Annotated in this window: 19 protein-coding genes; 11 read left to right on the top strand and 8 right to left on the bottom strand. The window is 70.3% G+C overall.

The genetic code is table 11. The features are described 5' to 3' along the window. The first annotated feature begins 38 nt into the window (after positions 1–38). The 3 genes from ACWGCN_RS08385 to ACWGCN_RS08375 all read left to right on the top strand — a co-directional run bounded on the left by ACWGCN_RS08385 (position 39) and on the right by ACWGCN_RS08375 (position 3,790). Positions 39–740, top strand: coding sequence for a response regulator (locus ACWGCN_RS08385; RefSeq protein WP_378656277.1), 702 nt, complete (start codon positions 39–41; stop codon positions 738–740). Then, positions 737–1,774, top strand: a complete 1,038-nt coding sequence (locus ACWGCN_RS08380) for a HAMP domain-containing sensor histidine kinase (RefSeq protein WP_452460105.1) — start codon at positions 737–739, stop codon at positions 1,772–1,774. Before ACWGCN_RS08385 ends, ACWGCN_RS08380 begins: the two co-directional genes overlap by 4 nt. Before the next feature lie 72 nt (positions 1,775–1,846). Then, entirely contained in the window at positions 1,847–3,790 is a 1,944-nt protein-coding gene (locus tag ACWGCN_RS08375) for a DUF4153 domain-containing protein (RefSeq protein ID WP_452460106.1), read from the top strand. A gap of 49 nt (positions 3,791–3,839) precedes the next feature. Here the strand turns inward: ACWGCN_RS08375 and recD are convergent, their stop codons facing one another. Genes recD through recC form a run of 3 tightly spaced genes read right to left on the bottom strand, consistent with a single transcriptional unit; the run spans position 3,840 to position 12,579 of the window. Beyond that, complete coding sequence (recD, locus tag ACWGCN_RS08370) at positions 3,840–5,774, bottom strand: exodeoxyribonuclease V subunit alpha (protein WP_452460247.1); 1,935 nt, start codon at positions 5,772–5,774, stop codon at positions 3,840–3,842. Then, positions 5,771–9,133 (bottom strand): UvrD-helicase domain-containing protein, encoded by a 3,363-nt coding sequence (locus ACWGCN_RS08365; RefSeq protein ID WP_452460246.1) that lies wholly within the window; start codon positions 9,131–9,133, stop codon positions 5,771–5,773. Before ACWGCN_RS08365 ends, recD begins: the two co-directional genes overlap by 4 nt. After that, positions 9,130–12,579: an exodeoxyribonuclease V subunit gamma gene (gene recC, locus ACWGCN_RS08360; protein WP_452460245.1), complete on the bottom strand. Its 3,450-nt coding sequence runs from the start codon at positions 12,577–12,579 to the stop codon at positions 9,130–9,132. The genes ACWGCN_RS08365 and recC overlap by 4 nt, the downstream gene beginning before the upstream one ends. A 189-nt stretch (positions 12,580–12,768) precedes the next feature. On the opposite strand from recC, the gene ACWGCN_RS08355 reads away from it, so the two are divergent. From ACWGCN_RS08355 to ACWGCN_RS08340, 4 genes are all read left to right on the top strand, one after another. Next, the gene (locus ACWGCN_RS08355) at positions 12,769–12,975 is read left to right on the top strand and encodes a hypothetical protein (RefSeq protein ID WP_378627280.1); all 207 of its coding nucleotides are present in this window, start codon (positions 12,769–12,771) and stop codon (positions 12,973–12,975) included. A 130-nt stretch (positions 12,976–13,105) separates the two neighbouring features. Continuing rightward, positions 13,106–13,990, top strand: coding sequence for a serine hydrolase (locus ACWGCN_RS08350; protein ID WP_378988357.1), 885 nt, complete (start codon positions 13,106–13,108; stop codon positions 13,988–13,990). A 158-nt stretch (positions 13,991–14,148) separates the two neighbouring features. Further along, positions 14,149–15,570, top strand: a complete 1,422-nt coding sequence (locus ACWGCN_RS08345) for an NAD(P)/FAD-dependent oxidoreductase (RefSeq protein WP_378988360.1) — start codon at positions 14,149–14,151, stop codon at positions 15,568–15,570. 259 nt (positions 15,571–15,829) lie between these two features. Then, positions 15,830–16,555 carry a hypothetical protein gene (locus ACWGCN_RS08340; protein WP_452528996.1) on the top strand — a complete coding sequence of 242 codons (726 nt, stop codon included), beginning with the start codon at positions 15,830–15,832 and terminating at the stop codon, positions 16,553–16,555. Between the two features lie 61 nt (positions 16,556–16,616). Here ACWGCN_RS08340 and ACWGCN_RS08335 read toward each other — a convergent pair whose 3' ends face one another. The 4 genes from ACWGCN_RS08335 to ACWGCN_RS08320 all read right to left on the bottom strand — a co-directional run bounded on the left by ACWGCN_RS08335 (position 16,617) and on the right by ACWGCN_RS08320 (position 20,268). Further along, positions 16,617–17,285: an urease accessory protein UreD gene (locus ACWGCN_RS08335; RefSeq protein ID WP_449965663.1), complete on the bottom strand. Its 669-nt coding sequence runs from the start codon at positions 17,283–17,285 to the stop codon at positions 16,617–16,619. Further along, positions 17,275–17,982 (bottom strand): urease accessory protein UreG, encoded by a 708-nt coding sequence (gene ureG / locus ACWGCN_RS08330; RefSeq protein ID WP_378988366.1) that lies wholly within the window; start codon positions 17,980–17,982, stop codon positions 17,275–17,277. The genes ACWGCN_RS08335 and ureG overlap by 11 nt, the downstream gene beginning before the upstream one ends. 31 nt (positions 17,983–18,013) lie before the next feature. Beyond that, positions 18,014–18,664: an urease accessory protein UreF gene (locus ACWGCN_RS08325; protein WP_452460454.1), complete on the bottom strand. Its 651-nt coding sequence runs from the start codon at positions 18,662–18,664 to the stop codon at positions 18,014–18,016. A gap of 116 nt (positions 18,665–18,780) precedes the next feature. Beyond that, on the bottom strand, positions 18,781–20,268 hold the full coding sequence (locus ACWGCN_RS08320) for an MFS transporter (RefSeq protein WP_387443159.1): 1,488 nt from the start codon (positions 20,266–20,268) through the stop codon (positions 18,781–18,783). A gap of 91 nt (positions 20,269–20,359) precedes the next feature. Here ACWGCN_RS08320 and ACWGCN_RS08315 point away from each other — a divergent pair, with 91 nt between their 5' ends. The 3 genes from ACWGCN_RS08315 (at position 20,360) to ACWGCN_RS08305 (ending at position 22,860) form a co-directional block, all read left to right on the top strand. Next, complete coding sequence (locus ACWGCN_RS08315) at positions 20,360–21,031, top strand: TetR/AcrR family transcriptional regulator (protein ID WP_452460453.1); 672 nt, start codon at positions 20,360–20,362, stop codon at positions 21,029–21,031. Positions 21,032–21,064: 33 nt separating this feature from the next. Then, positions 21,065–22,036: a zinc-binding dehydrogenase gene (locus tag ACWGCN_RS08310; protein ID WP_452528995.1), complete on the top strand. Its 972-nt coding sequence runs from the start codon at positions 21,065–21,067 to the stop codon at positions 22,034–22,036. Between the two features lie 149 nt (positions 22,037–22,185). After that, on the top strand, positions 22,186–22,860 hold the full coding sequence (locus ACWGCN_RS08305; RefSeq protein ID WP_378988376.1) for a class I SAM-dependent methyltransferase: 675 nt from the start codon (positions 22,186–22,188) through the stop codon (positions 22,858–22,860). A 145-nt stretch (positions 22,861–23,005) separates the two neighbouring features. On the opposite strand, the gene ACWGCN_RS08300 is transcribed toward ACWGCN_RS08305, so the two are convergent. Beyond that, positions 23,006–24,223: a DUF418 domain-containing protein gene (locus tag ACWGCN_RS08300; protein WP_452459921.1), complete on the bottom strand. Its 1,218-nt coding sequence runs from the start codon at positions 24,221–24,223 to the stop codon at positions 23,006–23,008. A 207-nt stretch (positions 24,224–24,430) separates the two neighbouring features. Here ACWGCN_RS08300 and ACWGCN_RS08295 point away from each other — a divergent pair, with 207 nt between their 5' ends. Continuing rightward, complete coding sequence (locus ACWGCN_RS08295; RefSeq protein ID WP_378988380.1) at positions 24,431–25,417, top strand: zinc-binding dehydrogenase; 987 nt, start codon at positions 24,431–24,433, stop codon at positions 25,415–25,417. Positions 25,418–25,557: the final 140 nt, after the last annotated feature.

The following is a 25,557-nucleotide window of genomic DNA, read 5'->3' as shown; positions in this document are numbered from 1 at the left end:
CGTCGCAACCCTCCACACCCGCTCGCTAGGGTCGCACCATGGACAACAGTGGGGGCGGGACAGGACAGGCGGCACGCCGGATCCTGGTGGTCGACGACGAGGTGACGATCGCCGAGTCCGTGGCCGCGCGGTTGCGGGCCGAAGGGTTCACCGTCGACCTGGCACACGACGGTCCCGCCGCGGTGGCGGCGGCGCTGGCGGGGGAACCCGATCTGGTGGTTCTCGACGTGATGTTGCCGGGGTTCGACGGGCTGGAGGTGTGCCGCCGGATCCAGGCCGAGCGCCACGTGCCCGTCCTCATGCTCACCGCGCGCACCGACGAGACCGACCAGCTCATCGGGCTCGGCGTCGGCGCCGACGACTATCTCACCAAGCCGTTCTCGATGCGGGTGCTCGCCGCCCGGGTGCATGCCCTGTTGCGGCGGGTGGATCGGGCCGCCGAGCGCGGCGACACCAGCATCGTCGTCGGCGATCTGCGGATAGACCTCGCCGAACGGCGGGTATGGCGCGGCGACACCGAAGCACGGCTCACCCCCTTGGAATTCGACCTGCTGACCCGGCTCGCGCAACGTCCGAGGGCGGTGCTGGCCAGGGAACGACTACTCGAGGACATCTGGGACTGGTCCGACGCGGCGGGGACGCGCGCGGTGGATTCGCACGTGAAAGCGCTGCGGCGCAAGCTCGGTGCCGATCTCATCCGCACCGTGCACGGTGTAGGATACGCCCTGGACGCGCGATGATTGCCGCCGACCGCGCCACGAAATTGATGGACCGGATCGCCGACGTGCTGCCGCGGCCGCTGGACCGGCTGCGGTCGATCAAGCTCAAGCTGGCCGTGTTGATGTTGTGCTCGGGCGGTGTCGCGTTCGGGTACTTCCGGCTGAAAATCGGCTGGCTGCCGCCGCGTACCACGGTGGCCGCGATCGGGATCGCACTGCTCACCTCGCAGTTCCTCGCCCACGGGATCACCCGGCCGCTGCGCGAGATGACCGCAGCCGCGCGGCGCATGACCCAGGGCGACTACAGCTTTCGCGTGCGGGCCTCTTCGCGTGACGAAGTGGGGCAGCTCGCGACCGCCTTCAACCAGATGGCCGCCGACCTGGCCGCCGCCGACCGGCAACGGCGCGACCTCATCGCCAATGTGTCCCATGAGCTGCGCACGCCGGTGACCGCGCTGCACGCCGTGCTGGAGAATCTGGTCGACGGGGTGAGCGAACCCGACCCGGCGACGCTGCGCACCGCCCTGGCCCAGACCGAACGCCTCGGCCTGCTCGTCTCGGAACTGCTCGACCTGTCCAGCATCGAGGCGGGCGCGTTCACGCTGGATCGCGAAAACCTGCCGCTGGCACCACTCTTGGCGGAGGTGATCGCCGAAGCCGAGGTGATGACCGCCGCGCTCGGTCGTGGTGTCCGGTTCACCACCGCGATCGAACCCGGCTGCGCCACCGTGTTCGCCGACCGGGCCCGTCTGCACCAGGTGCTGTTCAACCTGCTCGACAATGCCGCCCGGCACGGCCCGTCCGGCGGCGAGGTCCGGGTCTGGGCGTCGACCCACCCCGAGGGGACCGTCCTCGAGATCCAGGACGACGGCCCCGGCATCCCGCAAGCCGAGCGCGCCACCGTCTTCGACCGTTTCACCCGTGGCGGGCGCACCGACGGCGGCGGCACCGGCCTCGGCCTGGCCATCGCCCGCTGGGTGATCGACCTGCACGGCGGCACCATCGCCGTCGCCGACCCCGGCTCCCGCATCCGCGTCGTCCTCCCCACGGACTGACCTCTACGTCGAAACCACCTACCCGGCACTTCGGTCCCGGGACGCATCCGCACACCTCCAGGAGGGGAACCTATGTCCGACAAGCCGATACCCGAGGCGCCGACGCCCGATCAGGGCACTGCCGAGAACCAGCACACCGCGACACAAGCCGCCGACAAGACCGGCGCCGACAAGACCACAACCGCGACCGACCCGGCGAGCGAGGCAGTCGCGAGCGGCGTGCCCGACTCCGGCAGCACCGCAGACCCCCAGGTGGGCGGCGATGCGACAGGCGCCGGTACTCAGGCGACAGCTGTGCTCACCAAGACCTCGCCGGACCCGGCCGCGCCGCCCGCGCCGCCCGTCTCGGTCTCGTTCGCGAAATTGCTGGCCGCACCGCCCGGGACCGCCGACCTACGAACCGCAGCGTGGCCGAGTCTGCCACCGCCCATTCCCCCTGTCCCCCCACGCTGGCAGCGGGTAGCGCGCCCACCCGGTGTCCTCCCGGCCGCGGCACTCGCCGGAATCATCGGCGCCACGGTGATCCCGCTCGACCGTCCCGGCATCGGCTGGCTGATCGCGGGAACCGCCATCGCCGGAGCTCTCTGCGTCGTCGACTATCGCGCCCGGTCCGGCGGTCCGTCATCCGAGCCCACCTCGGATTCCGCACCGACGGCCGAAACATCACCCGCGCCGGCTCCGTCCACGCCGGTGCCGTCTGCGACCGACGAAGTCAGCACGAATGCCGCTGAGCCACTATCACTTTCAGATGCCGGTGCACTCGCACCGTCCGACGCCGACGACGTCGTGGCAGCCTCCCGCGCTGTCTCGATCGGCGATCGGGCCTGGTGGGCGGCAGCCGCGATCGTGCTGCTGGGAGTGGGAACGGTGCGGGCGGCGGGCTGGCTGTTCGTGCTGTGTGTGCTCGCGGCGTGTGTCGCCGGGTCGCTGGCGGTGCTGGGACGACGCAGTGTGCGTGGCATCGCGCACGACATGTTCGCGGTGCCGTTGGCGTCGTTCGGGGCGGTGCCGTGGGCGTTCTCGGGGCTGCGGGAGTCGCGATCGGTGGGGACCTCGAGTGTCCGCCGGTACGGGATCTCGGTGGCCGCGACGGCGGCGTTGCTGGTGGTGTTCGTGCCGCTGCTCGGTGGGGCGGACGCGACCTTCGCCAAGCTGCTGAACGGGTTCGTCCCGACCGTGGACGGCCCGGCGATGTGGCAGTGGATCTTCTTGTTCGCTGTCGTCACGGTAGGTGTGCTCGGAGCGCTGTATGTGCTTGCCGGGCCACCTTCGCGCGCCACGGATTCGGTGCGGCCGCAGCGACTGTGGTCACGCAGTGAGTGGATGCTGCCGGTCGGGGCACTGACCGTGTTGTTCGCGGTATTCGTCGGCGCGCAGTTCGTCGCGCTGTTCGGTGGCGACGATTACGTGCAGCGCACCGCTGGTCTGACCTATGCCGAATACGCTCGCAGCGGTTTCTGGCAGTTGTCGGCGGTGAGCATTCTGACGCTGGCCGTGATCCTGGCGATACTGCACTGGTCGGTGCGGGAAACCGCTGCCGACCGCCGGTCGCTGCGCGTCCTGCTGAGCGCGGTGAGCGTGCTGGCGCTGGTGATCGTGTGCTCCGCGCTGGGCCGGATGTGGACCTACCAGCAGGCTTACGGATTCACCGTGCTGCGCCTGCTGGTGACTACCTGCGAGCTATGGGTCGGCCTCGTCTACGTTCTCGTGCTGGCCGCCATTGCACGACTGCGCTGGAGCTGGGTGCCGCACGCCGCGATCGGCACGGCGCTGGCCACCCTCATCGCCCTCGCGGTGATCAACCCGGAATATCTTGTCGCCGAACGTAATATCGACCGCTGGCAGACCAGCGGCCGCCTGGACGCGGACTACCTGAGCAGTCTCTCCCCCGACATCCTTCCCGCCCTCGATCCGCTGCCCGCACACCTGCGGACACAGATCGAAACCCCCGTTCTCGACGACCTCGAGCCCGACCACTGGTGGTCCTGGAACTGGTCTCGCAGCGCAGCCCGCTGACCACCGCAGGCGCGGTCGCCCGTGACGGGCGACCGCGCGTCATCACTCACTACCCCTGCGGCGCAACAGTTCTGGACAGTCCGCTGGCTCGCAGGACCCGGCGGCCGATCGCGGCGCGGATGGCGTCCTCGGTACCGATGACGCGGACGTGGGAGCGCGCCCTGGTGATGGCCGTGTAGAGGAGTTCCCTGGTGAGCAGCGTGGATTCGGGTTCCGGCAGCACGACCGAGACGGTGTCGTACTGACTGCCCTGGCTACGGTGGATGGTCATGGCGAAAACCGTGACGACAGCGGGGAATTGGGTGGGGTGAACCAGGTAGGGCTCGCTGCCGCGCTGGAGCGCGGCGCGCAGCGAGCCGTCGGGGCGGCGGATGATGACGCCGGTGTCACCGTTGTAGATGCGCGCTTCGTGGTCGTTGGCGGTGACCAGCAGCGGCTGGCCGGGGTACCAGACCGATTGCGGCCCTTCGGGTCCCGCGCCGCCTGCCGCGGCCCACTCGGCTGCCATGCGGTCCCAGCGTTCCACACCGAACGGACCCTGGCGGTGGGCGCAGAGCAGGCGATGCGACTCGAGGGCAGTCAGCGCGCCGATCGCATCACCCGCCTCGGCGGCGGCCGTGACGGCGAGGGCAGCAGTCGTGACGTCCGCCCGCACCGCGCGAACATCGTCGGGGCCGCACAGTGACACATCGTCGCCGCCCGCACGCAGAATCGCCAGCGCCGCATCGGCATCACCCGCGCGAACGGCGACCGCCAGATCGGCGATGTGGCCGCCGAATCGCCGTCCCCTGGTCAACCGGACGATCCCGCCCTGCAACCGCCGCTGTTCGAGTGCCGTCAGCGAGTGTGCCTGCGTCGCGGGTGGATCGGCCGGCGATCCTTCGGGCGTCCCGGGTACCACATCGCCGTGGAGGCCGAGCACCTCGCGCAGCGCGGGATTGGGGGCGCCGCTCACCGGCCCGGCCACGAGGTCGGCCAGCACGGCGCCCGCGTCGACCGAGGCGAGCTGGTCGGGGTCGCCGACGAGCACGAGGCGAGTATCCGGGCGCAGCGCGGAGAACAGGTGGCTCATCATCGTCAGCGACACCATCGAGGTCTCGTCGACCACCACGACGTCGTAGGGCAGACGGTTGTGCTCGTGGTGGCGGAAGCGGGTGGTGCGGCCCCGCTGCCAGCCCAGCAGGCGGTGCAGGGTCGAGGCGGTGAGCTCGGGCAGGCCGAGGACGGCGGCTTGTTCGCGAACCGCTTCCTGCAGGCGGGCCGCCGCTTTACCCGTGGGGGCCGCGAGCGCGATCCGCAAGGCGGGCAGTTTCGGCGAGGCGGCGCGATGGGCGGTGAGCAGGGCCAGGATCCGGGCGATGGTGTGGGTTTTGCCGGTGCCGGGTCCACCGGCGACGACGGTGGTCCAGTGGGTCGCGGCGAGGGCAGCGGCCAGACGTTGCCGGTCGGGACCCGCGCCGAGCGGGTCGGCGAAGAGCCGATCCAGTTGTGCGCGTACCAGTTCGGTCTCGATGACAGGGTGGTCGGCACTGCGCTCGGTGAGCACTCGTCGCAGGGTCTGCTCCTGCTGGTAGTACCGGTCGAGGTAGAGCAGCGCGCCACCCTCGGGATCGGCTTCGACGATCCGCAACGGGCGCAGCGGACCGGACTGCCCACCGCAGATCAGCGGACTGCGACGCAGGGCCGTGAGCACCCGCTCGGTGTCCGGCCACGGCAGGGTCGCTGGGTCGATTCCCGTGACGCTGTCACGGGTTTCGTCGGCATCGATGCCGATCTCGCGCATCCGGGCCAACTCGAGACACACCGATCCCGAGCGCACCGCGCGCACGGCCAGCGCCGCCGCGAACAACACGTCCTCGCTGTCCTCGCGCCCCATACGACCCAACCGCACCGCCACGTGCACGTCCGCCGCCGACAGAACCCCTGCCTCGTTGAAGACCCGCAACAACCCGGTCCCCCGCTGCGCCACCTGGATAGATGTCATGATCGCCCCGCCAGTAGGTCCGACAGCGCGACGACGAGTTCCGCCGAAGGATGCCAATCGAAGACACCGTGTCCCGGTGGGGTCGCCGCGCCGATCATGCCCCGCACGAACAGGTATCTGGCGCCGCCGAGATGGCGAGCGGGGTCGTAACCGGGCAGCCGCCAGCGCAGATACCGGTGCAGCGCCACGGCATACAGCAGCGCTTGCAGTGGATAGTGCGAGCGGATCATCTCCGCGACCATGTGGTCGCGGCGATAGTGCTCGACGGTGAGGTCGCCGGTCCCGAGCCGGTTGGTCTTGTAGTCGATGATCAGATAGCGCAGCTCACCCGTCTCATCGGGCACCCGCAGCACCGCGTCGATACTGCCGGTGAGATAGCCGCGCAGCACCGTATCCGGTAGTGCGGCAACATGATCGGCGTAACCGGCGAGATCGTCGTCGGCGGGCAGGTGGGTACGCAGCAGCGCGGCTACGGCGTGCATCCCGGCCGAGCGCGGTCCGGGTGAATCACCACCGCCGAGCGGGAGCTCGAATTCCAGTTCGTTGAGCCGGTCACGGGTCGCGATCGCGGCCAGGGACCCGAAATCGGCCGGGGTACGCAGAACTTCGAGCAGCGCGGTCGCGAGCAGATCGACATCGAGCTCGGCCATCGTGTGCTCTACCGCCTCGACACAGCGCTGGTGGACCTCGGCGGCGAGATCGGGCACCGAGGTGTCGACCGTTTCGAGAACGCCGTGGACCAGTGTGCCGAACTCGGCGCCGTAGGGCAGGTCGTTCATCAGCGACGGGTCGGCTGTGCTGCCGGTCAGGGCGTCGATCGGCGCCTCGGTCGGCTCGTCGTCCGGGCCGGGACCGTCCTCGGGTTCCTCGTCGGCCACGCGAGGGGCGTCGTGCGCGCCCGCGGTGAGCGCCGAATACGACGTGCGCCGCCACTGCTGGTCGAGCGCGCGCGTGAACCCCGCGGCCGCCAGCTCGCCGGTCGGTAGCTCGGAGCGCACCCGCCGGGGCGCCACATCCTCGGGACGGTCGACCACGGTCACCGAGATCACCTCCGATGCGGACGCGGCCCATTCGGAAATCCGTTGCGCCGCAGCGGTGTCGGCGGGAATCTCGGCCCGGCGCGGTACCTGCGCCGATCCCGGGCGCCTGCCCAGCATCATCCGGTGCAGCGGCGCGGCGCCGGTGGTCACCGCGGGCGCCCACCACGCGACGATCTGGCACATCGCCCGGGTCAGCGCCACATACAGCAGCCGCAGTTCCTCCCCCGATTCCTCGGCCTCACACCGCAACTGGCGCTCGCCGTACCCGGGCGCCTCCTTACCGCCGATATCGAGCACCCTGGTGCCGTTGTCGTCGTGGAACAGCAGCGTCGCCGGATACGGATTCTTGGCGCTGTCCCAGGTGAAAGGCAGGTAGACGATCGGAAACTCGAGGCCTTTGCTGGCATGCACGGTGGCGATCTGCACGGCCGCCGCGTCTCGATCGAGGCGGCGACTGCGGCCGCTGACGCTACCGGCCTCCGGCTCGCGCACACGGTCGGCGAGCCAGCGGGTGAGCGCGGTCAGGCCGAGCCCCTCGGCCAGTGCCACCTCGTCGAGCAGCTGCGCGAGATGGCGCAGGTCGGTGAGTTCGCGTTCGCCGTTGTCCACCGCCAGCAGGCGGGGCGCGAGGTCGGTCTCGGTGGCGAGCTTGTCGAACACAGCGGCGAATCCGGCGCGCGCGAACAAGCGCGCGGCGTCACGCAACTGGGTGGACACCCGGCCGACGAGATCCGCACCGCCCGCGTCGATCTCGGCGGCGCTCACCCCGAGGATCGGTGTGCACGCGGCCAGCCGCACCCGGTCACCACGATGCGGTTGTTCCAGGGCCCGCAGCACCCACAGCCAATCGGTCGCGGCGACGGTCGCGAAGACACTGGTGCCACCGGCGAGGACGGAGGCCACCCCGACCCGGTCCAGCGCCGCGCGCACCACATCGATCTGGGAGCGGGTGCGCACCAGTACCGCGATATCGCCCGGCCCGATCGGCCTGCGCACCCGGCCGTCGCCGACCTCGCGCAGCGATTGATCCCCGCCGCGTACAGGTTTGGCGTCGATGGTGGTACCGGATTCGAGCAGGGTGACGATATCGGCGGCCAGGTCGTCAGCCACCTTGGCCCGCTGCCTGCCCACCGACGGGAACCCCGACCGATTGCGCGGACCGGCCCCCGTCCGTGGGAGCACCCGGAGTCGCAGCGGGGCGATGACGTCCAGCTCACCGTGCAGACGGGTCATCGGCCGCGTCGGCGTGACCGGGTAGACGCTGATCTCGGGATGACCCAATTCCGCACCGCCACACAGGTGGTCGATGGCGCGCAGCAATCCGGCGTCGCTGCGCCAGTTGCGGGTGAGCTCGCTGCGTCGATCGGCCAGCGCCACGGCGTCGAGGTAGCTGAGCACTTCGGCGCCGCGGAAGGCGTAGATGGCCTGTTTCGGGTCGCCGACCAGGACGAGGGTGGCGTGTTGATGGAAGGCCAGGCGCAAAATGTCCCACTGCAACGGATCGGTGTCCTGGAACTCGTCGACCAGCGCGACCCGGTAGCGCTGCCTGATCCGGGCGCGGGCGCGCGGCCCGTGGTCGGCGTCGGCCAGCACGTCGTGCAGCAGGACCAGCAGATCGTCGAAATCACGCAGTCCCGCACGGCGTTTGCGTCGTTCGGTCTCGACCCGCACGGCACTCGCGAAGGCGACCCGCTCCCCCGCCGCACCGTCGGTGCGCGGGGCGAGGTCGGCGTGCCGGTCGTGGACCGCCGCCAGTGCCAGGGTGTGGGCATCACGCAGGGTGAACGGGGCGCGGTCGCGGGCGTAGCGGGCCAGATACAGGTCGTCGGCGACGGTGCCGACCAGTTCGTCCACCGATTCGACCAGCCGAGCGCCGGGATCGTGTTCGCCGGCCAGGCCGAGTTCGTCGAGCATCCGCTGGCAGAACGAGTGGGTGGTGGCGATGGTGCCCGCGTCGAAATCGGCCAGGGCGGTGAGCAATCGGTGCCTGCGCGAGCGCACCGTGGCGGGGTCGGTGTCGGCCAGCGCGCGGACGAGCTCGTCCTGATGGTGCCGTGCGGTATCGGGCTCGGCCAGGGCGGTCGCCACCGTGACGAAACGGTCCCTGGTGCGTTCGCGCAATTCCTGGGTAGCGGCGCGGCTGAACGTGACGAGGAGCAGTTCGGTGATCGCGATGCCCGCCTCGGCGACATAGCGGACCGCGAGCCCGACGATCGCGTGCGTTTTGCCGGTGCCCGCGCTGGCCTCGAGCACCGTGGTGCCCTGCGGCAGCGGACCGGTGGCATCGAAGGCGGTCGGCGCCGAGACGGTTCCCGTCACGGCTGTCCCTGACTTTCGGCGGCGAGCAGCGGCGCCCACCAGCGGCGCGCGACGGCACCGAAGTGGGTGCTCTCCGGCTCGCCCGGCCGGCTGGTTTCGGTGGCGAGACCGGCGAATCGGGGTGCGCGGCCCCAGACGTAGCGCAGGTAGCGGTCGGTGTGGTCGCCGAACTTGTCGGGGCCGTTGGGGCCACCGTCGAAGGCGTGTTCGGCGGCGAGCAGGGCGTCGGCGACGCTGTCCCCGCGGAAGCGGCGCTCGGCGTAGGCCGCGGTGGCGGCGGGCGCGCAGGGCAGCGGTTCGCACAGCCCCTCGTCGCGCAACCGGACCAGATCACGCAGGATCGCCAGTGCCGCAGGCGCTTCGGGTGCGGTGATCACCGATCTGGCCACCGGCCTGCTGCGGAATTGCCCCCGCCCCGTGCTGATCGCCTGCCACGAGCGGTCTTCGGTGGCGGCGAGGGCGAGCAGCGACACCCAGGACGCGAGCCGGTGTTTCGGCGCGAGCCGCGAGTAGGTGGTACGCACCAGCGTTTCGCCGCGAACCTCGGGCACGGTGCCCGCGAGGGTGCGGCCGTTGCCGAGGTCGACGGCGATGTCGACGGCGCGCGGGGGCGCCTCGTAATCGGGCAGCGCGGTCCGCACGAGGGTGTCGACGGTGCCCTCCACTTCGTCGAGCACCCTGGCCCCGAAACCGAAGGGGGGCAGGGTGCCCCGGCGCCATTCGGCGGCCCGCAGCCCGGCCGGGTCGGCGCCGGTGAGGCGCGCCGTCAGCATGCGCTCGCCGAGGTCCCACTTGGCCAGGCCGTCGAGTTCGATCGGGAGCTGATCGGCGATGTCCTCGGATTCCTCGGGTACCCGCAGGCCGAGCCGCTGCCACAGGAACGCGCGCACCGGGTGTTCGGCGAACGAGATCAGTTCCGCCAGTGCGACATCCGCGACGGCAGCAGGTGGCAGCGCCGCCGTGAGCAGCGGGGGACGCGGCCGGGACGGGCGCGCGGCGGCGCGGGCACCGGCCAAGGCGACGGTGTCGAAGCTGCGCGGCTTCTCGGGGGCGAAATTGCGCCGGTCGAAAGCCTGCAGGGGATGGCGAATGTGGACGGTGTCCATGGCCGCCGGACCCACATGGGTGGCGAGCACGTCGAGCAGCTCGGCGACGGGGACAGCGGGCGGACGAGCGGCACCGGTGACCGGGTCCGCACCGGTGTGCAGGATCAGCAGCCTGTCCCCCGCGGCCATGATGGCGTCGAGGAGGAGTTGCCGGTCTTCGCTGCGCGCATCGCGTTCGCCGACCAGCGGGTTCCGGGCCAGCAGATCGTCACCGTCGACGCTGCCGGGACGCGGGAAGACATCATCGTCGAGGCCGAGCAGTACCACCACACGGTGGGGCACCGACCGCATCGGCACGAGCGTGCACACGGTGAGTTCGCCGGTGCGGAAGTTCGCGCGGCCGGGGCCGCCCGCCAGGCGGCTGGTCAGCAGGACCGCCACGTCGGCGAGGCGCAGCGGGGTATCGCCCGCGTGTTCGGTGGCGGCCACGATCTCACGGCGCGCTTCGGTGCGGATCCAGGCGTGCGCGGTGGGCACGTCGGTGAGCAGCTCGACCGCGCGCAGCAGCACCGCGGTCCATTCGGCGGCGGGGCGCGGGCCGCGCAGGTCGCGCAGGCACACCGCGAGGCGGTCGATGAACTCGGCGAAGCGGCCGGCGAGGTCGACGTCGTTGGAGTCGACATCATCGAGCGGCAACGCCAGATCGAGCCAGTCGTCGCCGGATTCGTCGGCGGTGACACCGAGCAGGATGCGGTCCACCGCGGCGTTGAGGGTGTTCTGGGCGAAATCGGCGAGCCCGAACGCCTCGCGTTGACGCTGCCCGATCCCCCATCGCGCGCCTGATTCGGCCGCCCACTCGCGCAGCCGTTCGATGTCGTCGTCGTCGAAACCGCAACGGCGGCGGACGGTTTCGCTCGCCGCCAGGTCGAGCACCTGCGTCACCGTGACGCGTCCGTCGGCCAGTTCGAGCAGTTCGATCACCACCGCCAGCATCGGGTTGGTCACCGCCCGCCCGCGATCGGCGAGCCGCACCCGCAACTGATGCGCCGGGTGTTCACCGTCGACCGGCAGATCCACTCCGGACCCGCGCTGGCCGAACGCCGCCCGCACCAGGGGCGCGAACGCCTCCACGTCCGGGCACATGATCAGCACGTCACGCGGCTCGAGCGCCGGATCCGCCGCGAATGTGCTCAGCAGCAGATCCCGCAGCACTTCCACCTGCCGCGCCGGGCCGTGGCACGCGTGGATCTCGACGCTGCCGTCCGGCACCGCGCCGATCCCGGGGACGCGGTCCGCGCGAACAGCGGTCTGCACGGCACCGAGCAGGGTGGGCGCGGCCATCTCGCCGGCGAGATGGATATCGCTGTCCAGCACCGGGTTCAGGCGCTGCTCCAATTCCCGCACATCCCGGGCCAGCCCCGAGAGCAGCGGGTGGGACACCAGATCCGCGGTGTGGTCGTCCGCGCGCGGACGGACGACCGCGTCGTTCGCACGGCGATCAGCGCGCACGGCGTTGTCGCCCGGGTCGGCCGCGCCGTCGCCTCCGACAGCCCATTCGCCGAGGCGACCCTGCGCGGGTACGGGCGCGGCCTCGTTCACCGCGATGCCGACGGCTACCCGGCCGAGCGCGGCCCACATCGCCGGACTCGGGTGCGCCGACCAGAGGTGAACTTCGCGGTGGGCGGCGAGCGCGGTGACCACGGCCAGCTGATCGGCGGGCAGACGGGTGAGCCCGAACAGGGAGAGCCGCTCGGGCAGGTCGATCGAGGCGGGTTCGGCGCGCAGGTGGGCGCAGGCGTCGGCGAGCCGTTCGGCCGGACTCGGGGCGCCCACGGCGGTGCGCAGGGCGCGCCACAACCGCGGTTGCCAGGCGAGGTCGTCGGGCACCGGTCCGCCCGCGCCGTCGGTGTCCGCGCCCGCAGCCCAGTCGAGCAGGACCTGCGGGCGTTGCGCGGCATAGGAGTCGAAGAGGGACGCGAGGTGGGCGGCCGTGGAGTAGCGCCTACCGAGACGGTGATCGGTACCGGGCAGGCCGAGATGCCGAGCCAGGACGGCCGCCCAGGGCTGGTCGGCGACCTCGTCGATCACCCGCAGCAGCGTCCACACCAGTCGCTGACCCGCCCACGGATCGTCGGTGGGCGCGACCCCACTCGCACCGGCCAGCACCTCGGCCACCAGGGCCGCAGGCGCGGGAAACGCGATATTCGCGGCCACCCCGTCGCCGGCGCCGGCGACTCCGAGCACACCCGACAACCGTTGCGCCAGCCAGCGCTCCACCCCCTTGGCCGGGACCGCGACCACTTCTGTGGCGAAAGGATCGGCGGGAATCTCACCCAGCAAACGCCCCAGTCCGTCGGCCAGCGCGTCGGCGCGTTCGGCGCGATGGAGGTGCAACGGCATCCGTTGTTTATACGCCCAGCGACCGACCCGCAATCGCGCGGCCCCGCGACCACCACTGCACCGGGCTAGTGAAATACGCCACACCGCAAGATGTCCCGGCCCCGCCTGCGGCACCCTCGGCGCCGGGCGTGGGATCGTGGCGGTTCGGGTGGGACAGTACGGCCGCGGGCGAAAGGCTGGTTTCGTTTCATGATCGCGCAGGTGTTTCCCCTGGTTCCCGGTGGCGGCTTCATCGTCCGTCGAGTGGGCGCGCGCTGGGAGCTGATCAATTCCCGGCGCTACGGGCCTGATCAGGTGCTGCATTCGTGGCCGCTGGACCGGCACGGCGAAGCGTTCGAGCACTGCCATCGCCTCAACGGCTGCACCATCGCCACTCCGCACGCCGCACATCACTGACAGCAATTGCGCTGTGCCGCAACAACCCTGAGAGACGGCAACCGTGCGTCTCGGCAGCGTTGTCGCGCCTGATGCCGGATTTGGGGTGAAGTAGTGCATTGCGGCGCCCGGTGTGCGAGTGTGGTCCATCGTGCGTGACCGTTCCCCCTCCACCCGTGTCGTTTCCCGAGTCGCAGCAACTGCCTGCCTCCTCGCCGCCGCGGCCGCCCTCACTCCGGGCGTCCCTGTTCTCACCGGCCCGGCTCATGCCGCGCCGCCCGCGCTGACCCAGGTGTCGGTGCCTGGATTCGACGCCGACCTGAGCTCCCGGATCGCCCGGGCCGACGCCTATCTCGCCGGCCGTCCCGGTGTGGTCGGCTACGTGCTGCGTGACCGCAAGACCGGTGGCATCTACGCCAACGAACACGCCGAGAACCAGGTCTGGACCGCATCCACGATCAAGCTGGCCATCGCCGCCGACCTGCTCAACCGGGCCCGCGTCGGCGCCATCGGCCTGTCCCCCGACGACCGCTTCAACATCGAAGCGATGCTGGCCACCTCCAACGACCACGCCACCGACGTGCTGTGGCAGAAGTACATCGGCTTCGACCGGATGGCCTACAACAACGCGTTCCGCGCCTACGGCATGGTCAGCCTGATCCCGCAGCCGACCACGACCGCGCTGTTCCCGGACTGGTCGTTCCAGAAGTGCACGGCCGCCGACCTGGATCGGCTGATGAACACCATCCTCGACACCATGCACCCCGACGATCTCGCCTACCTGCTCGACCGGATGCGCTCGGTCGACTCCAATCAGCACTGGGGCGTGTGGGGCGCGGGTGCCTCGATGCGGCCCGGCCTGAAGAACGGCTGGTCGGCCGAAGCCGACGGCTGGGTGGTCAACTCGGTCGGCGTCGCGGGCGCCGGTGAGCGGTACACCCTGTCGATCATGAACGCGCTCGGCGGAGCAGGCGGATACACCGACGGCGCCGAGACCGACACCCGGGTCGCCGAGATCCTTCTCGCAGGTCGCTGACTCGGCGCATCCCGTATTGTCGATCGTGTCGTTTCGATGAGATACCGCGTCACACGCCGCGATCGGGTTCTTGTTGCGACGTCACAACCGGAGCCGACTACGGTTACCCCTGTCATTACCACCGCGGGGCCCACCCCAGTCTGTCGAGGAGCGCGACGATGAGCACTGAGTCTGTCGGGAAGCGGCACCACGTAGTGGTGATCGGTTCCGGGTTCGGCGGTTTGTTCGGCACCCGGCACCTGCGCCGAGCCGATGTCGACGTCACGCTCATCTCGAAAACGTCGACCCACCTGTTCCAGCCGCTGCTGTACCAGGTGGCCACCGGCATCCTCTCGACCGGCGAGATCGCCCCGGCCACGCGGCTGGTGCTGCGCAAGCAGAAGAACGCGCAGGTGCTGCTCGGTGACGTCGTCGACGTGGACCTGGCGAACAAGAAGGTCACCTCGCGACTACTCAACCGCGACACCGAAACCACCTACGACAGCCTGATCGTCGCCACCGGCGCCCAGCAGTCGTACTTCGGCAACGACCACTTCGCCACTTACGCGCCCGGCATGAAGACCATCGACGACGCGCTCGAGTTGCGCGCGCGCATCCTCGGCTCCTTCGAACAGGCGGAGCTGGCCACCACCCAGGAAGAGCGTGACCGGCTGATGACGTTCATCGTCGTCGGCGCGGGCCCGACCGGGGTGGAGCTGGCGGGGCAGATCGCCGAGCTCGCCGACCGGACCCTCGACGGCACCTTCCGCACCATCGATCCCCGCGACGCGCGCGTCATCCTGCTCGAGGGCGCCGGCGCGGTGCTCGGCCCGATGGGTCCCAAGCTGGGCGCCAAGGCGGCCAAGCGGCTCGAGAAGATGGGTGTGGAGATCCAGCTCAACGCCATGGTGACCGATGTCGACGCGCACGGCGTGATCGTGAAGGACGCCGACGGCAGCACCCGCCGCATCGAGGCCGTGTGCAAGGTGTGGTCGGCGGGCGTGCAGGCCAGTCCGCTGGGCAAGATGATCGCCGAGCGATCCGAGGGCACCGAGGTGGACCGGGCGGGGCGCGTCATCGTGGAGCCCGACCTCACCGTCAAGGGCCATCCGAACGTGTTCGTGGTCGGCGACCTGATGTCGGTGCCCGGTGTGCCGGGGCAGGCACAGGGGGCCATCCAGGGTTCGACCTACGCGGCCAAGGCGATCAAGGCCGGGCTGCACGGTCAGACGCCGCAGGAGCGCAAGCCGTTCAAGTACTTCAACAAGGGCTCGATGGCCACGATCTCGCGGTTCGACGCCGTCTGCCAGATCGGCAAGCTCGAGTTCAGCGGGTTCCTCGCCTGGCTCGCCTGGCTGGCCCTGCACCTGTATTACCTGGTCGGCTACCGCAGCCGAATCGTCACGGTGATCGGCTGGTTCGTGTCGTTCCTCGGCCGCAACCGCGGTCAGATGGCGGCGACCGAGCAGTGGATCTTCGCGCGGCTCGCGATCGAGGAGGTCAACGCCGATCAGGCGGAGGCCAAGGAACTCGCGGCCGACGTGGGCGCGCCGCCCGCCACCGCCGAACCGCTCACCGCGGAGCAGCGCAAGATCGGCTGACACAGCTCTACGAAGGCCGGGTGGTTCCGTCGAACCACCCGGCCTTTCTCGTGCCAGTTGCCTTTCCCCCGACCGCTGTTGCGGGTTGCCGACGTTTCGGACCCATCCGAGTCGGGCACCGGTCCGAATGTCGGAGGTCATATGTGTGACCAATCCCCAGGATGAAAGGTGATCTATGGCGACGGGGAAACACAGGGCGCCGAACTTGCAGCGACAGAAGGTAGGTTCGGTCGTCGCAGCCGGAGCGGTACCCCTGGTCATGGCCCTGATCGGCACGGGCACCGCGAATGCCGATCCCGCGCAGGCGGCGGTGACCCAGCCCGAGCATCAGGCCGGACCGGAGTTCGACGCGGTGGCGCCCAACGCCACCCCGTACGTGGGGCAGCCGATGCCCGCGAACACCCGCAGCTCGCTGCAGTGGTCGCGGACGGGGCCGGAAATGGATTACCTGTCCCCGGTGGGACCGCTGCACGCACCGACCGCGGTCGCGCCGGTACCGCCGATCCTGCCGCCGCCGGGCCAGTTCCGCTTCGGTGACCAGCAGGTTCCGGTGCCGGACTTCGTGCCGGTGGACACCTCGATCCAGATCAACGACGCCGCGGCCAACACCGAGGCGAACCTGGCGACGTTCCTCGACTCGGTCGGGCTCGAGCGCAGCCGCTCGGACCGGATCGCGTCCGAGACCCTCGGTTCGGCGGCCAGGGGTGCGGCGGTCGGTTCCACCGTGGCGATCCCGTTCGCGATGATGGCGAGCACGGGTGGCGCGTTGGCGGGGCTCGTCGCCGGAATCCCGTTCGTGCCGATCGGTTTGGTCGCGGGTCCGATCCTGGGCGGCATGGCCGCGTACATGGCCGTGTCGATCCCCGTCACGGTCGTCGGCGCCGGTATCGGTGCGGCGGTGGGTGCGGCGAGCGGTTTCCTCGCGCCGCCGCGGGGGATGGCCCCCGAGGCCGCCGACAGCGACGCCGGGCTCGTCAACGCTTGATCGAATTCCCAGCGGTGGGAGTCGGGCTCTTGCTGCCCGGCTCCCACCGCCTTTTCGTGAGCTATCCGGGCGCGAACGCGAGCGCGCGCAGGCGGCTGCTCGTGCGGGTGGCGAGCGAGCCGCCCGCGGCCAGCGGGAGCCGAACCTCGTCCACGCTGCCCGACCAGGCAGGACGATGGTCCGGGTAGACCAATTCGCTGTCGAGCGCACGGGCCCCGCTCAGCCGATCGTCGGTCGACGAACCCGCTCCGAGCTCGAGCCGGTGCCGAAGCAACGGCACCTCGCCCAGGTCGGCCAGCAGATCACCGCGCCACCCACCGCCGTCCTCGCCGCTGCGGCCCACCTGCACCCGTTCCCGCAGCCGCAGCCGCGCGTCGGGCGCCACCTGGACCGTGGTCACCACATGATGGTGTGCGCCACCGGCCACGATCGTGGGTTCCGGATCGAAATCCAGTTCGGCGCCTTCGCCGATGTCGAAACGCCAGTGCGCGTGCGACACCATGGTGCCCGTGCCCGGCAGGGCGATCGTCGCCGCCACCGAACGAACCACCAGCCGCGCGCCGGCCCGCACGACGATGGTGATGTCGAGTTCGTCCCCGCCGAGCGGGGTCGCCGCGGTACCGATCAGGTGCACGGTGTCGATACCGGTGTGCCGCCCGGCCAGGCCGCCGATCGCGTCGATGCGGGGCAGCCTGCCCGGTGCGGCGACGATGCTCAGTTCAGTGCGCAACGCCGGTGGCCGCGTCCTGGTCGGCGGCGACCCGCAGCTGCTCGCGCACCCAGGCCAGGACCGGGGTGGCGGCCGGGTCGTCGGTCAGCGAGACCAGGGCGGTGGGGCGGCCGTCGCGGACCTTGGCGGCGTCGCGCTCCATCACACCGAGGTCGGCGCCGACCAGCGGGGCGAGGTCGGTCTTGTTCACCACGAGCAGGTCGGAGAAGGTGACGCCGGGGCCGCCCTTGCGCGGCACCTTGTCGCCGCCTGCCACGTCGACGACGAAGATCTGCACATCGATCAGACCGGACGAGAAGGTGGCCGTGAGATTGTCGCCGCCGGATTCCACCAGGATCAGGTCCAGCGGCGGATTGGCCGCGACGAGATCGTCGATGGCGTCGAGGTTGGCGGTGATGTCGTCGCGGATGGCGGTGTGCGGGCAGCCACCGGTCTGTACGGCGGTGATCCGCTCATCGGGCAGCACGGCGTGGCGGCGCAGGAAGTCCGCGTCCTCGGTGGTGTAGATGTCGTTGGTCAGCACCGCGAGGGACAGCTCGTCGCGCAGCTGCCTGCACAGGGCCGCCACCAGCGCGGTCTTGCCGGAGCCGACGGGTCCACCGATGCCGATGCGCAGCGCTTCACCGGCCGTGCGGTTGCGCTTGGGCCGGTCGTGGCTGTGATCGTGCGGTTCGCCATCGATCAGATGGGGAGGCATGGGGGCTCCATTCTTCTCGGAATCACGGGGGTCAGGACGCGAACAACGGCATGTCGCGATGGAGGTGACGTTCGGCGAGCGCGTCCTGCAGCGGATCGGACAGGGCGGCGAGGCCGACGGCGGCCTCGGCGGCGATCCGGTCGCACAGCGGCGCCAGGCGCACGGTGCTCGCGGCGATGGCCGCGGGATCGAGGGCGAGCAGTCGTTGCGCGGCGGTGGCGGCGCCGGTGAGCGTCGTGTAGACGACCACGCCCGCCAGCTGTTCGGTGCTCGCTCCGCTCGCGGCGCCGACCATGCCGAACACCGTCGACAGGTGCGGGCGCGGGCCTACCGCGGCCCAATCATGGTGCGGCCACAGCTGTTTGGCCAGGCGGAGCAGCCCACGGCCTTGCGCGCGCGACGCCGTTCGCGCGGCGGGTGACGGCGTACGAGCGTCGGCTTCGAGCTCGGCGCGTTCGGGCGTGAGCACCCCGCCGCACACCGCGGCGGCCAGCGATGCCGTGACCAGTCCCGAGGTGGAGATCCGGCGCCGCAGATACCGCTCCACGCTCGCGTTGTCGCGCAGCAACCCCGACGACACCGCTTCCTCGACGCCGCCGGAGTGCACGTGTCCACCGATGGGCAGGCGCGAATCGGCCAGGGCGAGCAAGGTCGCCAGTCCTGTCGCACCCTCGTTTCGCATCCGCCGATCCTATGCAACGAACCTGGACGTCTGCCCGGTGAGGGCGATCAGCAGGGCACACCGTGGCGGTCATCACCCCGGCCGGTGGTCGTGCTCGCCGATCAGCCGCGGGTGCTTCAGCGCGCCTCGGTGGCCGCCGAGCCGGTGCGGGCAGAGCGCCAGGCCAGTACCGCCATCGCGATCAGCAGCAGTGCGCCGCCCGCGGTCGCGACGTGCATGCCGCTGACGAAGGATTCGCGGGCCGCGTGGATCAGCCCGTCGTCGCCGGCGGACTCCAGGAGAGTGTCGCCCAGGGTCTCGCCGAAGTCGCCGCCGGAACGGAACACCAGCGCGGCCACCGAGCCGAGCAGGGCGAGACCGAGCGCGTTGCCGAGTTCGAAACTCGTTTCGGAGATCCCGACCGCCGAACCCGCCCGCTCGGCGGGCACCGCCGACACCGCGACATCCGACACCAGGGTGAACGAGAAGCCGTACCCGATACCGGCGATCACCGAGCCCGCGATGTACCAGCCGAGGCCGCCGTCGACACCGACGCCGAGCAACATCAGGTTGCCGATCGCCGACAGCAGCAGCGCGAGGGTGAACGTCGCCCGCACGCCGAGCCGCAGCCCCAGGCGCGCGCCGCTCATCGAGCACACGAACACCGCGATCGCCATCGGAATGCCGAGCAGCGCGGCGGCCAGCGGGTCACGCCCGGTGACCGACTGCAGGTAGATGCTGGTCAGGTAGCTCAGCGCGGCGAGCGACATCATGCCCGCCATGCTGGCCCCGATCGCCACCCGGAACAGCGGCCGCGTGAACAACGACAGGTCGAGTAGCGGTTCCGCGAGATGACGCTGCCTGCGCACGAACAGCACGAGCAGCCCGACGCCGATCATCGCGATCACCAGCGACACCGCGTCCAGGCCTTCGGCGGCGATGTGTTTGATGCCGTAGATCAACGGCAGGATGCCGCCGATCGACAGCGCGACGCTGGGCAGATCGATCGGCCCCAGGGCCGCGGAGCGATGTTCGGGCAGCAGGATCGGCCCGAAGATCAGCAGGATCGCCAGGACCGGGATGTTGATCAGGAATACCGAACCCCACCAGAAGTGGTGCAGCAGGACGCCGCCGATGATCGGCCCGACCGCCGAACCACCGGCGAAGAACGCGGTCCAGATCCCGATCGCGGTGGCCCGTTGCCGGGTGTCGGGGAACAGGGTGGAGATCAGCGCCAGGCTCGACGGCAGCAGCGTCGCCCCGCCGATGCCCATGAGTACGCGGGCCGCGATGAGGATCGGCGCGGTGGGGGCGAACGCGGCGAGCACCGACGCGACGCCGAAGATGGCGGCGCCGGCGAGCAGGATGTTGCGTCGGCCGATCCGGTCGCCGAGGTTGCCCATGGTGATGAGCAGACCGGCGAGCATGAACCCGTAGATGTCGAGGATCCAGAGTTGTTGCGACGCGGTGGGATCCAGGTCGGCCGTGAGGGTCGGCATGGCAAGGAAGAGCACCGAGATGTCCATCGACACCAGCAGCACCGGCAGCAGCAGCACGCCCAATCCGAGCCATGCGCGGCGTCCACCGGCGACTGCGGTGGGCACCGCCGGTTCCAGCTTCGTCATTCCGACATCCTTCCGAGGTTGTGCGTACGCCGTACGCGCGAGCTGGGTACAGTGTACGCATGAAGCTTGTATTACGAAAACGAGTCATGGGATGACCGAGACGAAGCTCACCCGCACCGCGATCGTCGACGCCGCGATCGCCCTCGCCGACGCCGACGGACTCGACGCGGTATCGATGCGCCGCATCGCCGACCGCCTCGATGTGGGCACCATGTCGCTGTACCGGCACGTGGCGAACAAGGACGAACTCATCGCGGCCATGACCGACGAGATCGCCGCCCGGCACCCCTACCCCGATCCCGCCGGTCGCGGGTGGACGTGGCGCGACCGGGTGCGCATCGCCGCGGAGATCGATTGGGAGCTCTATCAGCAGCATCCGTGGGTGCTGCTCACTTTCGCGGTCCCCCGCTACAGCTTCGGCCCGCAAGGCCTCAACAGCCTGGCATGGCTGGTCGAAGGCCTGCGCGAACTCGACGTGACCGCCCGCGAGGCCACCACGATGGGATTCTCCGTCTGGAACTACATCTCCGGCGCCAGCTTGCCGGTGGTCGGCGGCGCACTGCTCGCCGAGAAGCGCACCGCCACCGACGACACCAACGGACTGCGCGATCTCCTCGAGGGCACACCCTCCTTCCCCGTCCCGCCGGCGCTGGCCGAGCTCGAGGGCGCCGGGGTGAGCGACCTGACCTCCGAGGACCTGCTGTTCCTCGGCCTCGAAGCGCTGTGCGACGGTTTCGCCGCACGGGCCGCCCGTCGCGCTTGACCTCGAGCACCGTTCAGGTTGAACACTGACGTCATGAATGCGATTCAGCTCCACGAGTTCGGTCCCGCCGAGAACCTGCGCTACGCGTCGATGCCGGATCCGGCACCGGGTCCGGGTCAGGTCCGCATCGACGTGGCGGCCTGCGGGGTCCACCTCGTCGACACCGCGTTACGCCGTGGTGAGCCGGGCCCGTACCCGGTACCCGAGCTACCGACGGTCCCCGGCCGCGAGGTCGCCGGAGTCGTGGACCGTGTCGGCGACGGTGTCGACGGTGCCCTGCTCGGTACGCGTGTCGTCGCCCACCTGGGCACCGCACCCGGCGGCTATGCCGAGCTCGCGGTCACCGAAGCCGAACGCCTCCTTGCCGTTGCGGACGGCGTGAGCTTCAGCGCCGCCGTCGCGATGGTCGGCACCGGTCGCACGGCGCTGGGCATTCTCCAGTTCACCGAACTCGATGCCGACAGCATCGCGGTGGTGACCGCGGCGGCCGGCGGGATCGGCACCCTGCTGGTCCAGTACGCCGTCGCCGCGGGCGCCACAGTGGTCGGGCTCGCGGGTGGACCGGACAAGGTGGCGATGGCGCGAGCCAACGGCGCCGATATCGCAGTCGACTACACACTGCCGGATTGGCCGGCGAAGGTACGCGCCCAGCTGGGCGGCCGAGCCGCGACCGTCGTGTTCGACGGCGTCGGCGGGCCGGTCGCCGAAGCCGCCGTAGACCTGCTCGGCCCCGGCGGCGCCCACCTGGTTTTCGGCTGGTCGGCGGGCGCTCCGGCACAGGTGGACACCGCCGCGCGCGGCATCACCTCCGAAACCGTGCTCGGCCCGCCGATGATCCAGCGGGCGGGCGGTGACCTGCGGGTCCTGTCCGAACGCGCCCTGGCCGGCGCGGGCACCGGCTTGTTCCGTCCCGCAGTGACCGAATTCCCACTGGCCGAGGCCGCCACCGCCCACCACGCTCTCGAATCCCGCTCCACCACAGGCAAAGTCGTGTTGATCCCCTGACAGGTCGAGATCATCGGGCTCCGGCGGTGGTGATCCGGCCGGAATCTCCGGTACCCGGGCCTGATGATCAACCGACCAGCTCACCGGTCGTCGGGCGCGTCCCCGAATGTCGGACGACGGGGCGAGGGTCGGTGGTGAAGACTGGACCTATGACCGACGCGCAGCCGCCCGCCGATCGTCGCCTCGCCGCTCAGTCGCTGGCCGCGAACGATCCGACCGGATGGTTCGAACCGCTCTACGCCGAGGCCGCCGCGGGGACCTCGGTGGTTCCGTGGGATCGCGACGTCCCCAATCCCCTGCTGGTCGACTGGCTCCGCACCGCCACCCTGCCTCAGGGAGCGCGGGCCGTGGTGATCGGCTGCGGATACGGTATCGACGCCGAATTCGTTGCCTCCCAAGGTATCCGAACCACGGCCTTCGACATCTCCCCCACCGCGATCCGTGGCGCCCGTGCCCGATTCCCGCATTCCCCCGTCACCTACAAGGTTGCCGACCTCCTCCACCCGCCGCCGACCTGGCTCCACGCCTTCGACCTGGTCGTCGAGTCGATCACCGTTCAATCCCTGCCCCTGGACGTTCGCACCCACGCCATCACCGGTATCCGAGACCTCCTCGCACCCGGCGCGACCCTGCTCGTGATCGCCGACATCAGCCAGACCCCCGCGACCGCCGGCCCGCCCTGGCCGCTCACTCGCGCCGACATCGACTCTTTCACCGCCTCCGACCTGACCCCGGTCCGGGTAGAAACCGTCTCTCGTGCCGACGCCTCAGGTCTGCACCGCTGGCGGGCGGAGTTCCACCGCCCGCCGCGCACCGCCGACTGACACCGGGCGACGCCAGGCAGGAGCGGTCCGCGGGGGCGGCCGAACGCAGACCGAGCGTGCGAATCGCGATCAAGACCAGGCCCAAGGCCGCGTACAGCGTGAGAATATCGCCGTCCCCCAGACGGTAGAGCGCCGAATCGGCGCCTCAGACGCCGGGCGCAGCGTTCTGTACGGGGCGACGCCACGTTGGGACGGTCAGGTAGGTCGCGGCGCGGAGCAACCACTCCACCGGGCCGTACGAATGACCGCGCAGCCACCAGGCGCTGAACGCGAGCTGGGCGGCGAAGGTGAGCAGGGCGATCGCGATGACGCCCAGGGGTGCGATGTCATCGGCGAGGGCTAGGCCGTATCCGGTGTAGACGAGCATCAGCACCACGGATTGCCCGATGTAGTTGGTGGCGGCCATGCGCCCGGCCGGGGCGAGCAGGGCGGTGCAGCGGCCCAGGCGTGCGGACTGCGCGGCGAGCAGGACAGCGGCGACATAGGCGAACGTCATGAACGGGTTCACCAGCATTTGCAGGCCGTGGATCACCGCGGGGGCGTGCCACCAGGTCATCGACTCGGCGAAGGTCATCGCCGAGATCGGAACACCGATGCCGAAGCCGATCACGAGTGCGCGAAAGGACCAGCGGCGCAGCGTATCCGGATCCGCGAACAGGTTGCGTTTGCCCGCCGCCATGCCGATCAGGAACATCGCCAGGCTCGGTATGCCCTGACTGAACCAGATCAGCAACAGGAACACCGGCGCGATGGCCGTCTGCGCGGAGAACGTCGATGCGAAGTCCGCGGTGTAGTCGGCCGATATCGCGGGCAGGTCGACGAGCTCGCCGAAGGCGAGAAGACCGGTACTGCCGGGCAGGAAGCTCCACGCCGACCACGTCGCGTACAGCACCACACCGGTGATCACCGCGGTCCGCGGCCGCAATTTGCGCAGCGCGATGAGGGTCAGGCACAGGAACGCGTACAGGGTGAGGATGTCGCCGATCCACAGCAGGTAGACGTGGACGAGTCCGATCGCCATCAGCGCGGCACACCGCCGCAGCAACCGCCGCACCGGCGAGGCCCCCGCCCGCTGGGCCGCCGCGATCTGCAACGTGAACGAGTACCCGAACAGAAACGCGAACAGCAGGTAGAACCGCCCGGCGAACAGCGCGTCGACGGTGGCCCGTACCAGCAGATCGACGGTGCCGCCGAAGCGCAGTACCGGATCCTCGCGCGTGCCTACCACCGACCACAGCGAGGTCGCCACGACCACGTTGGTGATCAGGATCCCGAACAGGGCGAACCCACGCAGGATGTCGACCTCGGCGATCCGCGATCCGGATCGCACTGCGGGCGAGCGTGTTCCGAGCGCGTCTGCCATGCACCGAGGGTACGCACGCCACCCGGTCACATTCGTCCACCGTGCGAGCTATTTTCAGGCCCTGTCGGAGTGACCCGCTCTCAGCCCTGCGAGGTATTGACAGCCGGGTCCGACCATGGGCATCCCTGAGCCACCCACGCCCGTCACGGTGCCACAATGGAGCACGATCACGCTCGGCAGGGACTCGCAACCACCACGGAGGCGGACATGCAGGCAGTTGTCATCGATGAATTCGGCGAACCGAAGGATGTGCTCACCGCACAGCAGGCGCCCACCCCCGAGCCCGGGGCGGGTGAGGTGCGGATCGCGATGTCGCTGTCGCCGATCCACAACCACGATCTGGCGATCATCCGCGGCGTCTACGGCTATCGGCCGCCGCTGCCCGCGATCCCCGGAACCGAGGCGGCCGGCGTCGTCGACGCGGTCGGCCCCGGTGTCGACGCACTTCAGGTCGGTCAGCGGGTGGCGATCGCCGGCGTCCGTGGCGCCTGGGCGGATTCCTTCGTCGCCCGCGCCGAACAAGCGGTGCCGATGCCGGATTCCGTGCCCGACGAGACCGCCTGCCAGCTGCTCGCCATGCCGCTGAGCGCCCTGATGCTGCTCGACGATCTCCAGGTGCGGGCCGGTGAGTGGATCGTCGTTAACGCCGCCAACGGCGCGGTCGGTCGCCTGCTCAACCTGTTCGCGAAGGAACGCGGAGTGCGGGTGCTGAGCCTGGTCCGCGGCCAGTCGTCGGTGCAGGCGCTGGAAAAGCTCGGCTACGGTCCCGTGCTCGACACCGAATCGGTGGGCTGGCTCGCCACGGGGGCCGACATCACCGGTGGCGAACCGATCGTGCGCGCCGTCGACCAGGTCAGCGGTCCAGCCGCGGGTGATCTGATGGCGCTGCTCGCCCCGCGCGGTGAACTGATCTCCTTCGGCGCGCTGTCAGGCAAACCGCTGATCATCGACACCGGCGCCGTCATCTTCAAACAGGCTGTGGTGAAAGGATTCTGGGGCCAGCAGCGCAGTTCCGACATCGACCGGGCCGACTACGTGCGGTTGATCACCGAACTCGTCACCCTCGCCGCCGACGGCACCCTGCGACTGGATGTCCAGGCCGATTTCGCGCTCGCGCAGGCCGCCGAGGCCGCGGTGGTGTCCGAAACTCCCGGCCGCAACGGCAAAGTGGTCCTGCACGCCGGAACTCGCTGAACGCTCGGCCGGGCGGGTGAACGCGCCACTCGCCCGGCCGAACTCTTTCCGGACTCCCAACAGCAGGCGAAATTTCCGCGATGGGCTGTTCCCGCGCGCCGTCAGCGGGCAGGATTCGCCGCAGGAGCAGCGGCGACGCC

This window comes from Nocardia sp. NPDC055050 (assembly GCF_053608345.1).
Note: the sequence above shows the minus strand (reverse complement) of the source record. Positions and strands in the feature narration are given on the sequence as shown.